Source organism: Mycobacterium sp. TH-M11, from assembly GCF_057473725.1.
Genome location: NZ_JBYCLD010000361.1, coordinates 1 through 14,981, shown reverse-complemented (window position 1 = coordinate 14,981; position 14,981 = coordinate 1). Strand labels below are relative to the sequence as shown.

At 66.7% G+C, this 14,981-nt stretch carries 12 protein-coding genes and 1 tRNA gene; 7 read left to right on the top strand and 6 right to left on the bottom strand.

Annotated features, from left to right (window positions below):
- Positions 1–191: 191 nt before the first annotated feature.
- From AC2VOG_RS14565 to AC2VOG_RS14540, 6 genes are all read left to right on the top strand, one after another.
- Positions 192–264 (top strand) — tRNA-Trp (locus tag AC2VOG_RS14565).
- A 109-nt stretch (positions 265–373) separates the two neighbouring features.
- Positions 374–808, top strand: coding sequence for a preprotein translocase subunit SecE (gene secE / locus AC2VOG_RS14560; protein ID WP_486940598.1), 435 nt, complete (start codon positions 374–376; stop codon positions 806–808).
- A 49-nt stretch (positions 809–857) separates the two neighbouring features.
- The gene (nusG, locus tag AC2VOG_RS14555; RefSeq protein WP_486940597.1) at positions 858–1,652 is read left to right on the top strand and encodes a transcription termination/antitermination protein NusG; all 795 of its coding nucleotides are present in this window, start codon (positions 858–860) and stop codon (positions 1,650–1,652) included.
- Positions 1,653–1,678: 26 nt separating this feature from the next.
- Positions 1,679–2,107: a 50S ribosomal protein L11 gene (gene rplK, locus AC2VOG_RS14550; protein ID WP_486940596.1), complete on the top strand. Its 429-nt coding sequence runs from the start codon at positions 1,679–1,681 to the stop codon at positions 2,105–2,107.
- Between the two features lie 119 nt (positions 2,108–2,226).
- Complete coding sequence (gene rplA, locus AC2VOG_RS14545) at positions 2,227–2,934, top strand: 50S ribosomal protein L1 (RefSeq protein ID WP_486940595.1); 708 nt, start codon at positions 2,227–2,229, stop codon at positions 2,932–2,934.
- A gap of 64 nt (positions 2,935–2,998) precedes the next feature.
- Entirely contained in the window at positions 2,999–4,849 is a 1,851-nt protein-coding gene (locus tag AC2VOG_RS14540) for a fatty acyl-AMP ligase (protein ID WP_486940594.1), read from the top strand.
- Positions 4,850–4,912: 63 nt separating this feature from the next.
- Here AC2VOG_RS14540 and mmaA4 read toward each other — a convergent pair whose 3' ends face one another.
- The 6 genes from mmaA4 to AC2VOG_RS14510 form a co-directional block, all read right to left on the bottom strand.
- Entirely contained in the window at positions 4,913–5,806 is an 894-nt protein-coding gene (gene mmaA4, locus AC2VOG_RS14535) for a hydroxymycolate synthase MmaA4 (RefSeq protein ID WP_486940593.1), read from the bottom strand.
- Positions 5,807–5,927: 121 nt separating this feature from the next.
- Complete coding sequence (locus AC2VOG_RS14530; protein ID WP_486940592.1) at positions 5,928–6,791, bottom strand: cyclopropane mycolic acid synthase family methyltransferase; 864 nt, start codon at positions 6,789–6,791, stop codon at positions 5,928–5,930.
- 126 nt (positions 6,792–6,917) lie between these two features.
- Positions 6,918–7,820: an alpha/beta fold hydrolase gene (locus AC2VOG_RS14525; RefSeq protein WP_486940591.1), complete on the bottom strand. Its 903-nt coding sequence runs from the start codon at positions 7,818–7,820 to the stop codon at positions 6,918–6,920.
- 4 nt (positions 7,821–7,824) lie between these two features.
- Complete coding sequence (locus AC2VOG_RS14520; RefSeq protein WP_486940590.1) at positions 7,825–9,174, bottom strand: ABC1 kinase family protein; 1,350 nt, start codon at positions 9,172–9,174, stop codon at positions 7,825–7,827.
- A gap of 134 nt (positions 9,175–9,308) precedes the next feature.
- A complete protein-coding gene (locus tag AC2VOG_RS14515; RefSeq protein WP_486940589.1) occupies positions 9,309–10,208 on the bottom strand; it encodes an alpha/beta fold hydrolase in 900 nt (299 codons plus the stop codon).
- Complete coding sequence (locus AC2VOG_RS14510) at positions 10,195–10,812, bottom strand: DinB family protein (protein ID WP_486940588.1); 618 nt, start codon at positions 10,810–10,812, stop codon at positions 10,195–10,197. The genes AC2VOG_RS14515 and AC2VOG_RS14510 overlap by 14 nt, the downstream gene beginning before the upstream one ends.
- A 72-nt stretch (positions 10,813–10,884) precedes the next feature.
- Here AC2VOG_RS14510 and AC2VOG_RS14505 point away from each other — a divergent pair.
- Positions 10,885–14,981 (top strand): glycoside hydrolase family 38 N-terminal domain-containing protein (locus AC2VOG_RS14505; protein WP_486940587.1); only part of this gene is annotated, 4,097 nt, incomplete at its 3' end.

The following is a 14,981-nucleotide window of genomic DNA, read 5'->3' as shown; positions in this document are numbered from 1 at the left end:
ACTCGGTCAACCTCAAGTGGGACATGGAGAGCGGCCAGGTTGTCAGGACCGCGTGATTAGTACCTGACACCTGCTCCGCGCTACACTCAGACCTCGGGGTTTTCCCAGGACAAGCGTATTTTCCCTTCGGTGGGCGAAGCGCGCGTCCACCGAAGGCCGCGACACGCGCAGGTTGGCCTGCCAACCAGCGAAGGGGCGTAGCTCAATTGGCAGAGCAGCGGTCTCCAAAACCGCAGGTTGCAGGTTCAAGTCCTGTCGCCCCTGCAATGCGTTCGGTGACGATGCGGGCCGGTATGGCCCGTGGAGGAGCCGGACCTGAGATGGTGGACACTGGAAGGTGTCCACCACGCACGATGGAACGAAGGAGCATGCGGTGAGCGACGAACGCGTCGATGCCGACGCCGCAGCCGACGGCAGCGGATCCGACGACGAGCAAGGCGGTCGTACGGCCGTCGTGACGCGCCCGCAACGACCCACCGGAAAGCGATCCCGTCAGCGCGCTGAGTCAGATCAGGCGACTGGTGCTGTGGAGCTCACCGAAAGCGACGCCGACGACAGCGACACCACGGCCAAGAGGGCGAAAAAGCCCAAGAAGGCCAAGTCCGGCGAGCCGTCGACCAACCCCTTCGTGTTCGTCCTCACCTACCTCAAGCAGGTCGTTGGCGAGCTGCGCAAGGTCATCTGGCCCAACCGCAAGCAGATGAGCTCCTACACCTCGGTGGTGCTGGCGTTCCTGGTGTTCATGGTGACGTTGATCGGCCTGGTGGATCTGGGCTTGGCCAAGCTGGTGCTGCTGGTATTCGGCTGAGCTCCCTGAAGTCCATCAAGCGCTGAAATAAAGGAAGGACCATAAAACCGTGACTACCTCCGACGGCGACCTGCCGGTGGGTGAGACGGTCGACATCGAGGCCGCGCTGCACGAGGCCACCGCCGACACTGCAGCCGAGACGGCTGGTGTCGAAGCATCGGCCGACGAGGCCGCCCAGGCGCCCGCGGTCGCACCCGCGGAGCCGGCGCAAGACGAAGATGTCGATCCCGCCGTCGCGTTGAAGGCCGAGCTGCGGTCCAAGCCCGGCGACTGGTATGTCATCCACTCCTACGCCGGTTACGAGAACAAGGTGAAAGCCAACCTCGAAACCCGCGTGCAGAACCTGGACGTCGGCGACTACATCTTCCAGGTGGAGGTGCCCACCGAAGAGGTCACCGAGATCAAGAACGGCCAGCGCAAGCAGGTCAACCGCAAGGTGCTGCCGGGCTACATCCTGGTGCGCATGGACCTGACCGACGAGTCCTGGAGCGCGGTGCGCAACACCCCCGGCGTCACCGGGTTCGTCGGCGCGACCTCCAAGCCGTCGGCGCTGACGCTCAACGATGTGGTGAAGTTCCTGCTTCCGCAGGGGGCCGCCAAGAAGCCCGCCAAGGGCACTGCCGCCGCCGCGTCCGCGGCCAGCGAAGGCGGTCTGGAACGTCCCGTGGTCGAGGTGGACTACGAGGTCGGCGAGTCGGTCACCGTCATGGACGGGCCGTTCGCCACGCTGCCGGCGACGATCAACGAGGTCAACGCCGAACAACAGAAACTCAAGGTGCTGGTGTCCATCTTCGGCCGCGAAACACCTGTGGAACTGGGCTTCACCCAGGTCTCGAAGATTTAGAAGTCACGAAAGGAACACCCACACTCATGCCCCCGAAGAAGAAGGTCGCTGGGCTGATCAAGCTGCAGATCAAGGCCGGCGAGGCCAATCCCGCGCCGCCGGTCGGTCCGGCGCTCGGCCAGCACGGCGTCAACATCATGGAGTTCTGCAAGGCGTACAACGCCGCGACGGACTCCCAGCGCGGCAACGTCGTCCCAGTGGAGATCACCGTCTATGAGGACCGCAGCTTCACGTTCGCGTTGAAGACGCCGCCGGCTGCCCGGCTGCTGCTCAAGGCCGCCCAGGTGGGCAAGGGCTCGGCGGAGCCGCACAAGACCAAGGTCGCCAAGGTCACCTGGGACCAGGTCCGCGAGATCGCCGAGACGAAGAAGGCCGACCTCAACGCCAACGACATCGACGCGGCCGCCAAGATCATCGCCGGGACCGCCCGGTCGATGGGCATCACCGTCGAATAGACGGCTCCCCGTCGGACGACGATGCGGGTGGTCCCGCTGAGGAGTCCGACGAATGCAATCCCGTGGGAGGGCCAGCTTCGGCCCGCACACCACAACCCAACACCAGATTGGATGCACCAATGAGCAAGAACAGCAAGGCCTACCGCGCGGCACTGGAGAAGATCGACCGCGACAGCCTCTACACCCCCTTGCAAGCCGCGAACCTGGCCAAGGAGACGTCCTCGACGAAGCAGGACGCGACGGTTGAGGTTGCCATCCGGCTCGGCGTGGACCCCCGCAAGGCCGACCAGATGGTCCGCGGCACGGTCAACCTCCCGCACGGCACCGGCAAGACGGCGCGCGTCGCGGTCTTCGCGGTCGGCGAGAAGGCCGAAGAAGCCGCCGCGGCCGGCGCCGACGTGGTTGGCAGCGACGACCTGATCGAAAAGATCCAGGGCGGCTTCCTTGACTTCGACGCCGCGATCGCGACCCCGGACCAGATGGCCAAGGTCGGCCGGATCGCGCGCATCCTCGGCCCGCGCGGCCTGATGCCGAACCCCAAGACCGGTACGGTCACCCCGGACGTCACCAAAGCGGTCAACGACATCAAGGGCGGAAAGATCAACTTCCGCGTCGACAAGCAGGCGAACCTGCACTTCGTGATCGGCAAGGCCTCCTTCGACTCCAAGCAGCTGGTCGAGAACTACGGCGCTGCGATCGACGAGGTGCTGCGACACAAGCCGTCGTCGTCGAAGGGGCGCTACCTGAAGAAGATCACGGTGTCGACGACCACTGGACCCGGCATCCCGGTCGACCCGGCGGTCACCCGTAACTTCGCCGAGGCGTAAATGTGTTGCCGTTCACCGGCGATCGCTGCGGGTGAACGGAACCCTCATCTCTTAGAATTTCGTCATGGCGGATGCCTTTAGGAAAAAGGCCAGCAGTCGGATCGATCGGCCGCAGCTGACCGATTATCTCGACGCGGACGGCAACATCGTGCTGCCCGACGGCGTCAACGTGGTGACATTTCTGGACCGCCACATCGCCGACATCGGCGATGACGTCGCTTACCGCTACCTCGACTTCGCCCACGATGCCGACGGCACGATGATCGAGCTGACCTGGGCGCAGCTGGGTGCGAGGCTGCGGGCCATCGGCGCCCGGCTGCAACAGGTCGCCGCGCGGGGTGATCGGGTGGCGATCCTGGCGCCGCAGGGCATCGACTACATCGTCGGCTTCTTCGCCGCGATCAAGGCCGGCGCCATCGCCGTGCCACTGTTCGCCCCGGAGTTTCCGGGCCACGCCGAACGCCTCGACGCGGTGTTGGGTGACGCGAAGCCAGCGGTGGTGTTGACCACCGCCGCCGCTGCCGCCGCGGTGGGCGAATTTGTCCGCTCGCTGCCGCGCGACAGCCGACCACGGGTCATCGCGATCGACGAGGTTCCCGACTCGGTGGGCGCCACGTTCCAGCCGGTTCATCTCGACACCGACGACATCGCCTACCTGCAATACACGTCGGGATCGACGCGCTCACCGGTCGGGGTGGAGATCACCCACCGCGCGATCGGCACCAATGTGCTGCAGATGGTGATCTCCACCGGCATCGACTGGGATATCCGTAGTGTGAGCTGGTTGCCGCTTTACCACGATATGGGCCTGCTGATGATCGTGTGCGTGGCGGTGTTCGGCACCCAGGTCACGCTGATGTCGCCGACGTCGTTCGTCCGGCGGCCCCAACGGTGGATGCGTCAGTTGGCCGCGGAGTCCAAGCACGGCCCGACGTTCGCCGCGGCCCCCAACTTCGCCTTCGAATTGGCCGTCGAGCGTGGGCGTCCCGACGAGGGCGAAAATCTCGACCTGACCAATGTGGTGTCGCTGATCAACGGGTCCGAGCCGGTCCGGATCGGCTCGATCGAGAAATTCAACGCCACGTTCGGCCCGTACGGGTTGCCGCGCACCGCGGTCAAGCCGTCCTACGGTATGGCCGAGGCGACGCTGTTCGTCTCGACCATCGACCTCACCGCCGCAGCGACGGTGGTCTACCTCGATCGCGAGGAGCTGGGCCGAGATCGCGCGGTTCGGGTCTCGCACGATGCGCCCAACGCGATCGCGTCGGTGTCGTGCGGTCGCGTCGCCCGCAGCCAATGGGGCGTCATCGTCAACACCGAGACCGAAGTCGAAGTGCCCGACGGTGAAGTCGGCGAGATCTGGTTGCACGGCAACAACATCGGGCGGGGCTATTGGGCGCGACCCGATGAGACCGAACGCGTCTTCGGTAACAAGCTGCAATGCCGTCTGCCGGTCGGCAGTCATGCCGACGGGGCGCCGAGCGATGCGACTTGGCTGCGCACCGGCGACCTCGGTGTCTACCTCGATGGTGAGCTTCACATCACCGGGCGCATCAAAGACATGATCATCATCGATGGCCGCAACCACTACCCGCAGGACATCGAGGCCACTACGGCGGAGGCGTCGCCGAAAGTCCGATCGGGTTATGTTGCAGCGTTTTCGGTGCCCGCCGACGAGGTCGGCGAACGCGTCGTGATCGTCGCCGAACGCGCACCGGGGGCCGGCCGGGATGATCTGCAACCGGTCATCGACGCCATTCGCGCTGCGGTGTCACGCCGGCACAACCTGCCGCTGGCCGACGTGCAACTGGTGGCGGCCGGCGTCATCCCGCGAACCACCAGCGGCAAACTCGCCCGGCAGGCGTGCCGGGCGCTGTATCTCGGCGGCGAACTGGGTCAGCGCAACCACTCGTGATGCTCGCGAGTGCTCCCACCGACAGGCCCTCTCGGGCAATGCGTAGGTAGTTGCACTCTCGGGTCAGGCAGCGGCACCGGGCTTCAGGTAGGTGACGAGGCTGACGTCGAGCATCTCCTCGGAGAAGTAGAACTCGCAGCCACGCAGATACTTCATGTAGCGCTCGTAGACCTCTTCGGACTGGATCTCGACGGCCTTGTCTTTATTGGCCTCCAGCGCGTCACCCCACAGATGCAGGGTCTTGATGTAGCTTTCCCGCAGCGAAATCGGCTCGGGCACAACGAAACCCGCCTTCTCGCCGTGCTCGACCATCATGCCGGTGGACGGCAGGCGGCCGCCGGGGAAGATCTCGGTGAGGATGAACTTGATGAACCGGGCCGTCTCGAAAGTGACCTTCTTGCCACGCGCGTTCAAGTCGTACGGGTGGTAGGCCACGCTGCTCTGCACGGTCATCCGCCCGTCTTCGGGCATGATGTTGAAGGTGTTTTTGAAGAAGTGGTCGTAGTTCTCGAAGCCGAAGTGTTCGAACGCCTCGATCGACACGATCCGATCGACCGGCTGGTGGAAGTCCTCCCAACCCTGCAACAGAACCGTGCGCGAGCGGTCGGTGTCGATGCTGTTCAGAACCTGCTGAGCGCGGGCGTGCTGGTTGTTGGACAGCGTGAGCCCGATGACGTTGACGTCGTACTTCTCCACCGCGCGGCGCATGGTGGTGCCCCAGCCGCAGCCGATGTCGAGCAGCGTCATGCCGGGCCTGAGGTCGAGTTGGTCAAGGTTCAGGTCGACTTTGGCGATCTGCGCTTCCTCGAGCGACTGGTCGTCGCGGGTGAAGTAGGCGCTGCTGTAGGTCCGCGTCGGGTCCTGAAATAGTCCGAAGAAATCGTCGGATAGGTCGTAGTGGGCCTGGATGTCCTCCGGCCGCGTCCGTGTCTGAATCGGGCCATCTTTTTCAGGCATCAGCGTGTGTTAACCCTTTCCTACTGCCCGGGCTTGAACCGCACCCAGGTTGCGTGAGCACAATACCCGGCTCAACCAGCCGACGAAGCAACAACGTCGTTGTTCAACGTGCTTGTGTCGACTACTTCTCCAGCGTGAACTGGTTGACGTCGATGTATCCCACCCGGAATGCCTTGGCGCACCCAGTCAAATAATGCATGTAGCGGTCGTACATCTCCTGCGACTGGATCTCGATGGCCTCGTCCTTGTGCGCCTCCAGCGCCGCCGACCAACAGTCCAGCGTGCGGGCGTAGTGCGGCTGCAGCGATTGGCGGCGGGTCAGCGTGAAGCCGCCCTTGGCGGAGCGCTCCTCGACCATCTCGATCGATGGCAACCGGCCACCGGGGAAGATCTCGTCGACGATGAATTTCATGAATCGGGCCAGCTCGAACGTCAGCGGCATGCCGCGTTCGGTCATCTGCGCCGGGGTCAGCCCGGTGATCGTGTGCAGCAGCATCACCCCGTCGTCGGGCAGGGCATTGTTGGCCATCGTGAAGAAGTCGTCGTAGCGGTCGTGGCCGAAGTGCTCGAACGCGCCGATCGACACGATGCGGTCCACCGGCTCGTGGAACTCCTCCCAGCCGGCCAGGCGGACTTCCTTGCTGCGGGGGCTGTCCATCGCGTCGAGCGTCTGTTGGGCATATCCGGCCTGGTTCTTGGACAGCGTCAGGCCGATGACGTTCACGTCGTACTTCTCGACGGCGCGACGCATCGTGCTGCCCCAGCCGCAGCCGACGTCCAGTAGCGTCATCCCGGGTTGCAGGCCGAGCTTGCCCAGCGCCAGGTCGACCTTGGCCTGCTGCGCCTGCTCCAGCGTGTAGTCGTCTTTCTCGAAGTACGCGCAGCTGTAGGTCTGGCTCGGGTCGAGGAAGAGTGCGAAGAACTCGTCGGACAGGTCGTAGTGGGCCTGGACGTCTTCGAAATGCGGCCTCAGCTTGTCTGCCATAGCGCAACGCGCCTTCCTGGATTTGTCGTGGTGTCCGCCCGCGCTGGGCGGAGTGCCAGCCCCCCGGCGATCCGTGAGTCATGCTAGTCGATGGGCATGGTCAGGCCGAATCCCGGAAGCGGTGGCTCAGGCCAGGGCAAACGTGCTCGTCAGCTCGCTGATGATGTCGTCCCACAGCTCTTCGGGCAAGTCGTGGCCCATGCCGTCGAACAACCGCAGGCGAGCACCCGGGATCGTCCGGGCTACCACTTTGCCGCCGAACGGTCGTTGCAGTTTGTCGGCCGTACCGTGCAGGACGACGGTCGGTGCGCTGATCTGCCGGTCGTAGGGCGCCAGGCTGCCGCTGGCCAGGATCGCGCCGAAATGCCGTGCCGTTCCCCACGGGTAGTAGCACCGCTCGTAGCCTTCGATCGCCTCGTCGCGTAGCCGTTGCTCGGGTGCCGGGTAGCGCGGGCTGCCGATGATCCGCCAGACCTTCACGGAGTAGTCGACGATCACCTCGATTGGCGAATGCGGTGACGGGCCCCGCAGCACCGCCAACAGTGCCTGCGGGTGTGGCGGCGGCAGGAAAGCCCGGTTGTTGCTGGAGAACACCACCGCCAGCGACCGGGTGAGCTTTTTGTGTCGCGCCGCGAAGATCTGGGCGATCATGCCGCCCATCGACGCGCCGACGATGTGCGCGTGGTCGATCTCGAGGTGGTCGAGGACCGCGGCGGCGTCGTCGGCCATGTCCTCGAGCCGGTAGTCCGCTGTGCCGGGAATGCCGAGCCAGAACTTGAGCAGGCTGGGGATCAGCGCCCCGCCGTTGCTACGTCGCTCGGTTTTCGTGGACAGCCCGACGTCGCGGTTGTCGTAGCGGATTACCCGCAGGCCCTGGGCGACCAGCTTCTCGCAGAAGCCCATCCGCCACAGCAGCAGCTGCGAGCCCAGGCCCATGATCAGCAGGACAGCCGGATCGGTCGGCTCACCCATGTCCTCGTAGTAGATGTCCAGATCGCCCGAACGTGCTGTGCCGGTGCGGATGTGCATGCTGTTAGGCCTCTAGTTCCGCTTCGTTGTGCTCCCGGGCGACCTCGACCATGAAGTTGGCGAAATAACCGGTGAGCTGTGGGTCGGACATCATCTGCCACTTGGGCGCCAGCAGCTTCATGTAGCGCTCGACGTAGAGGAACTGCTTGCCGATCAGCACCAGCTCGCGTGGCAGCTTGACGTCGTAGGCATCGGCCAGCGCCGACAGCTGCTTGCCGATGTCGGCGTAGGACAGGTCGCCGAGGGTGGACATGGTCAGCGGGGTGGCAAAGCGCTCCAGGTCCTTCGCGGCCTCGGCCTCGGGCCGCATGGTGCCCACGGCGCCCATCAGCACGACGATCTTGCCGGCCGCGGCGTGGTCCTTCTTCACCAGCAGCGCGTGCACCAGTTCGCGCAGCAGCCAGCGGGTCCGCGGGTCGATGCGGCCCATGATGCCGAAATCGAAGAACACGATCCGGCCCTTGTCGTCGACGTAGAGGTTGCCGGCGTGCAGGTCGCCGTGGAACAGCCCGTGCCGCAGCCCGCCCTCGAAGAGGCTGAACAGCAGCGCCTTGACCAGCTCGGTGCCGTCGAAGCCGGCCTTGCGGATCGCGGCGACGTCGTCGATGCGGATGCCCTGCACCCGCTCCATGGTCAGCACCTTCTCCGAGGTCAGATCCCAGTACACCTGCGGAACCCGGATGTTGCGGCCGAGCGGCGACGCGTGCAGGTGCGAGACCCAGGCCTCCATCGACTGCGCCTCGAGGCGGAAGCTCAGCTCCTCGGCCAGGTTGTCGGAGAAGTCCGCGACCACGTCCTGGGCGGACAGCCGGCGGCCCAGCTTGGCCAGCTCGACGGCTTGGGCGAAACGCTTGAGGATCTGCAGGTCGGCGGCCACCCGGCGGCGGATGCCCGGCCGCTGGATCTTGACCACGACCTCTTCGCCGCTGTGCAGCGTGGCGTAGTGCACCTGGGCGATCGACGCCGAGGCGAACGGCTCCTCGTCGAAGTGGGCGAACAGATCGGCCGGGTCGCCGCCGAGCTCCTCTTTGAACAGCTTGTGGACCTGGTCTTTGTCGGCCGGGGGAACGCGGTCGAGCAGGCCGCGGAATTCGCGGGACAGCTCCTCGCCGAACGCGCCCGGGCTGGAGGCGATGATCTGGCCGAACTTGACGTAGGTCGGGCCCAGGTCGGCGAAGGTCTGGGGGAGTTGCCTGATGACCTTCTGCGGTAGCGGTCCCTTGCCGGTCAGCGTGGTCAGGATGCGGGCTGCGGTGCGGGTGAGCTGCCAACCGGTGGCGCCGATGCGCGCCGCCTCGACCGGTAGTGGTACCCGGTCAAGCCTGGCAACTCCGCGGTGGTTGTTGGAACTCATTGCTGCAGTGTCTCAAATCGCCCAGGTCGGTACCGAATCACGCAGGTCAAAGGGTCGGCTTCGACGCGCGAGCGCGCACAGTTGTACGCCTCGCGCGGCGTGCCGCCGTACAGACACGCACGCTCGCGGTTGAGCTAGCGCGCGAAATTCTCGGTCAGCGTCTCGACGATCGGCCGCCACACCGGTTCGGGCAGGTCGTGGCCCATACCGTCGATCACCACGAAGCGGGCGCCCGGAATGGCGGCGGCGACCGCCCGGCCGTTGCGGGGCCGCAGCATGGGGTCGTGCGAGCCGTGCACCACCACCGTCGGCGCGGTGACCGCCTTGCTGAAGCGCAGCAGGCTGCCGGTGCCCAGTACGGCGTCGAACTGGCGCAGCAGGCCGGCTGGATACGTGGACCGCTCTGCCAGTTCCCGGACCCGACGCCGCAGCTCGGACTCCGGCGGCAGGTAGTTGGGGCCGTTGAACACCGCGACGTTGCGCACCTCGAACGCCAGCTTCTCCTCCGCGGAGGCATCGCCGGCGGGCGCGTTGAACGCCAGCCGGATCACCCGCCAAGCCGGCAGCCGGGAGAACGGCTTGCCGGTGGTGGACATGATGATGGCCAGCGACGCGACCCGATCCGGCTCGGTGGCGGCCAGGATCTGCGCGATCATCCCGCCCATCGAGGCGCCGACGATGTGCGCCCGCCCGACGTCGAGGTGGTCGAGCAGTCCGACTGCGTCGGCCGTCATGTCCTCGAGCGTGTAGGGCACCTCGCTGCGCCGCCCGACCAGGTAGCGCCCAACGCGGCGGTAGACCGACCCGGCGGCGCGCATCCCGTGCATCTTGGCCGACAGCCCGGTGTCGCGATGGTCGAAGCGGATCACCCGATACCCCGCGTCGACCAGTTGGGCACAGAAGCCGTCCGGCCACATCGGCAGCTGGGCGCCCAGGCCCATGATCAACAACACAGCGGGATCGGCGGTGTCGCCGAGGTCTTCGTAGTACAGCTCGACGGCACCGTTGTGCGTCAGGCCGCTACGAGTCTGCATCGCCCTGGTCCGGCTTTTTGGTCCACGGCTGCACCCAGCCGTCGATCGACCAGCCCTCCAGCGCGGCCAGCAGCTCGTACATGGTGGCGCCGTCGATGCCTTCGCGGATGATGTCGGCGTGGCCGGCATGCCGGGTCAGCTCGTTGATCACGTGCAGGATCACCCACCGCACCGACCAATCCTTGATGCCTTTCGGCAACCACGGAATATCTTGCGGCACTGGCACTTTCGCGGACAGATCGGCCGTCTCGACAAGCCGCAGCGCGGTGGCGCTCTCGGTCTTGAACTTCTCCAGCAGCCCGTCGAGCGTCTCCTCGGCCCGCATCACGTGCTGGTCGGCGAAATCCTGGGCGATCTCGTCGAACGGGCGGGGATCGCGTGGCGGGGCCTCGGGTGCGGCCGCCACCCGTGACATCCAGGTGTGCTGCATGGCGGTGCAGTGCTTGATCAGCCCGCCGATCGACAAGTCGCTGACGGTCGGGCGCGAGCGGGCCTGCTCGTCGGTCAGGCCGTAGGCCACCGCGAAAAACGCGTTCTGGTGGTAGGCGAGGTACTCGCGCAGCGCGCTGCGTTCATCGGCGACGGGCGAGGCGAGTGCGGGCATCGGCGATCCCTTTCGACTGACGTGTGCCAAGCCTTCCACCCGTGGGTGACGTCGACGTCGTAGGGTGCGGGAATGCGGGTGACGTCGGCGGAGTCGACCGAACTTTTCATCGGCCCGGCGGATGCGCCGGTGCAGCTGGTTCGAGTGGCATTGGACGGCTTTGCCGAGCCGGTTGAGGTTCGGGTCGACGGCGACGGGCTGCGCGGTACCGCGATTGGCCAGGGTGTCGTCGAAGTCCCGGTGGTGGTCCAGCGCCCGGTGCTGGGGGAGCGGCGCGCCGCATCGGTACGGGCCGCGTCGGCTTCGGCGACGTTCGACTTCGTCGTCGCCGAGCCCGGCTGGACGATGTTCATGATCAGCCACTTCCACTACGACCCGGTCTGGTGGAACACCCAGGGCGCCTACACCAGCCTCTGGACCGAAGACCCGCCCGGAAAAGCCCGTCAAACCAATGCTTTCGAATTGGTCCACGCGCATCTGGAGATGGCCCGCCGCGAACCCGAATACAAGTTCGTCCTCGCCGAGGTCGACTACCTCAAGCCGTATTGGGACACTCACCCCGAAGACCGGGCCGATCTGCGTCGGCTGATGCGCCAGGGCCGCGTGGAGGTCATGGGCGGAACCTACAACGAGCCGAACACCAACCTGACCAATCCCGAGACGACAATCCGAAATTTTGTGCACGGCATAGGTTTTCAGCGTGACGTGCTCGGCGGCGACCCGAAGACCGCGTGGCAGCTCGACGTGTTCGGCCACGACCCGCAGTTTCCCGGCATGGCCGCCGACGCGGGGCTCACGTCCAGTTCGTGGGCCCGCGGGCCGCACCACCAGTGGGGGCCGATGCACAGCGAGGGCGGTGTCTCGGGCATGCAGTTCAGCAGCGAGTTCGAGTGGATCTCGCCGTCGGGCCGCGGCCTGCTCACCCACTACATGCCGGCGCATTACTCGGCCGGCTGGTGGATGGACGAGTCGACCACGGTGACCGAGGCCGAGCAGGCCTGCTACGAGCTGTTCGCTGAGCTGAAGAAGGTCGCGTCGACCCGCAACGTGCTGCTGCCGGTCGGCACCGATTACACGCCGCCGAACAAGTGGGTCACCGAGATTCATCGTGACTGGGGCGCGCGGTACACCTGGCCGCGGTTCGTCTGCGCGTTGCCGCGCGAGTTCTTCGCCGCGGTGCGTGCCGAGTTGGACGAGCGCGGCCGGGCGCCGTCACCGCAGACCCGCGACATGAACCCGATCTACACCGGCAAGGACGTGTCGTTCATCGACACCAAGCAGGCCAACCGCGCCGCCGAGGACGCGGTGCTCGACGCCGAGAAGTTCGCGGTGTTCGCCGGTTTGGTCGGCGGCGCTGAGTACCCTCAGGCCGCGTTGGCCAAGGCGTGGGTGCAGTTGGCCTACGGCGCCCACCACGACGCGATCACCGGCTCGGAGTCCGACCAAGTCTACCTGGACCTGCTGACCGGCTGGCGCGACGCGTGGGAGCTGGGCCGGGCGGCCCGGGACAACTCGCTGGCGTTACTGTCCAGTGCGGTTGACGGCGAGGTGGTGGTGTGGAACACGTTGGCGCACAGTCGGACCGACATCGTCACCGCCCGGTTCGCCGAACCCCTGGGCGCCGGGGTCCAGGTGCTCGATCACAACGGTGTGGCGTTACCCGCGGTGGTCGAGCACGGTGGGGCGTCGGTCAGCTGGCTGGCCCGCGACATGCCGTCGCTTGGTTGGCGGTCCTATCGGGTGGTTGCCGGGGTTACCGAATGTGGTTGGGAGCCGTTGCCGGGCAACGAGATAGCCAACGAGCATTACCGGTTGTCGGTCGACCCCACACGCGGCGGCGCAGTGGTCTCGCTGGTGCGCGACGGCAAACAGCTGATCGGTGAGGGCCGAGTCGGCAACGAGTTGGCCGTCTATGAGGAATATCCGGCGCATCCCACTGGTGGTGAAGGGCCGTGGCATCTGCTGCCCAAGGGGCCGGTGGTCGGCTCTTCGGAGTGCGCGGCGGAGGTGCAGGCCTATCGCAGCCCGTTGGGCCGGCGGCTGGTTGTCCACGGCCGGATCGGTGAAATGCTGCGCTACAGCCAGACGCTGACGCTGTGGCGCGGGGTCGACCGGGTCGACTGCGCCACCACGATCAACGACTTCGTCGGAGAAGATCGGCTACTACGGCTGCGCTGGCCGTGCCCGGTGCCGGGCGCCATGCCGGTGAGCGAAGTCGGCGACGCCGTGGTCGGTCGCGGTTTTGCGTTGCTGCACAACAACTCTGAGTCGGTCGATACCGCCGATCAGCCCTGGACACTGGACAACCCGGCCTACGGCTGGTTCGGGTTGTCGTCGGCGGTGCGGGTGCGCGTCGGTGACGGCGGCGACAATCAAGTCCGCGCGGTATCGGTGGCCGAGGTGGTCACGGCGAGCGAGGCCGTGGGCGGTGCGCTGGCCCGCGACCTGATGGTGGCGCTGGTGCGCGCCGGGGTGACGGCCACCTGCAGCACCGCCGACCGGCCTCGCTACGGACTGCTCGGTGTCGACTCCAACCTGCCTGATACCCGGGTTGCGCTGGGGCAGAGCGCGTTTACCGCGTCCGTGCTGGCGCGCGCCGATCCCGCCTACACCCGCGAGGTCGAGCGGCAGCTTGCCGATACCGGCTGTGCCAGGGTGTGGGTGCCCGCTGCCGCCCCGCTGGCCGAAGCCTGGCTTCCGAACGCCGACCTACGGGATGCGCGGGCGCTGCCGGTGCTGGTGATCGCCGGACGTGACGACGCACATCTCGCCACGGCCATCGCGGCGGTGGTCGACGATCTCGCCGATGCCGAGGTCGTCGTGAACCAGCATGCCCCGGCTGGCCTGCGGGACTTCGAATCGCGCACTGTCGCGCTGTGCAACCGCGGAGTGCCCAGCTTCGCCGTCGAGACCGACGGCACCTTGCACACCGCGTTGATGCGGTCGTGCACCGGCTGGCCGTCCGGCAGCTGGATCGACGAACCCCGGCGCACCGCGCCCGACGGGTCCAGCTTCCAATTGCAGCATTGGACGCACACTTTCGACTATGCGCTGGTCTGCGGTGGCGGTGATTGGCGCCGCGCCGAGGTGCCCGAGCGCAGTGCCGAGTTCTCGCATCCGCTGCTGCCCGTCGCCTCGCCGGGTGAGCGGGGCGGGTTGTCCGCGACCGGCTCGCTGCTGGAGATCGGACCCGTCGGCGCGGTGCGGCTGGCCGCGCTCAAGGCGGCCGGAAACCCGCTGGCGCACGGTAGCGCCCAGCGTGTCGACGCGAGTCGCGTCGCGATCCGGTTGGTCGAAACCCGCGGCGGGGAAGCCGAAGTCGACGTGCGCTCGCCGTTGGGGACTGTGTCCGGACTGCGGTCGGCCGATCTGCTGGAGCAGCCACAGGCCCGCCAGCTGACCACGTTGCACGGCAACCAGATCGGCACCGCGCTCGCATGGTTCGACCTGCCGCGGTTGCTGGATGCCGAAAGCATGGCGCTTGCACCGGATGCCGAGATCGCGCAGCCCTTGTACGCGCGCTACTGGCTGCACAATCGTGGACCGGCGCCGCTGGGCGGACTACCCGCGGTCGCACACCTGCACCCGGTCCGGCTCACCGCGGAGCCGGATTCGCAGGTGTCGCTGCGGCTGACGTTAGCCAGTGACGCCAGCGATGCGACGCTGGCCGGCACGGTGACACTGGTGTGCCCGCCCGGCTGGACGGCCGGCCCTGCCGCGTTGCCCTTCACACTGCCGGTCTGCGCGCACCAAGAAGCCGACATCGTCGTGACGGTGCCCGCCGGCGTCGAACCCGGCGTGTACCCGGTGCGAGCGCAGTTGGCGGTCACCGATACCGTAGTGCCGGCCTCCTGGCGTCAGGTGGTCGAAGACGTCGCGCTGGTTTCCGTGCGCGGCGCCGACGACGCTGCGCTGATCCGCCTGACCCGCGTACCCACGGATATCGTTGTCGCCGCAGGGGGTTCGACCCAGCTGACCGCCACCGTCGGCACCGACGCGGGTGCCGACCTGAGTCTGGAGGCCCACCTGATCAGCCCCTGGGGCACGTGGGAGTGGATCGGACCGGCGGCAGTGGGTGCGGTGTTACCGGCCCGCGGCACCGTCGACGTCAGCTTCGAGGTGAACCCGCCCGCGTGGGTCGAGCCCGGTCAGTGGTGGGCGCTGATCCG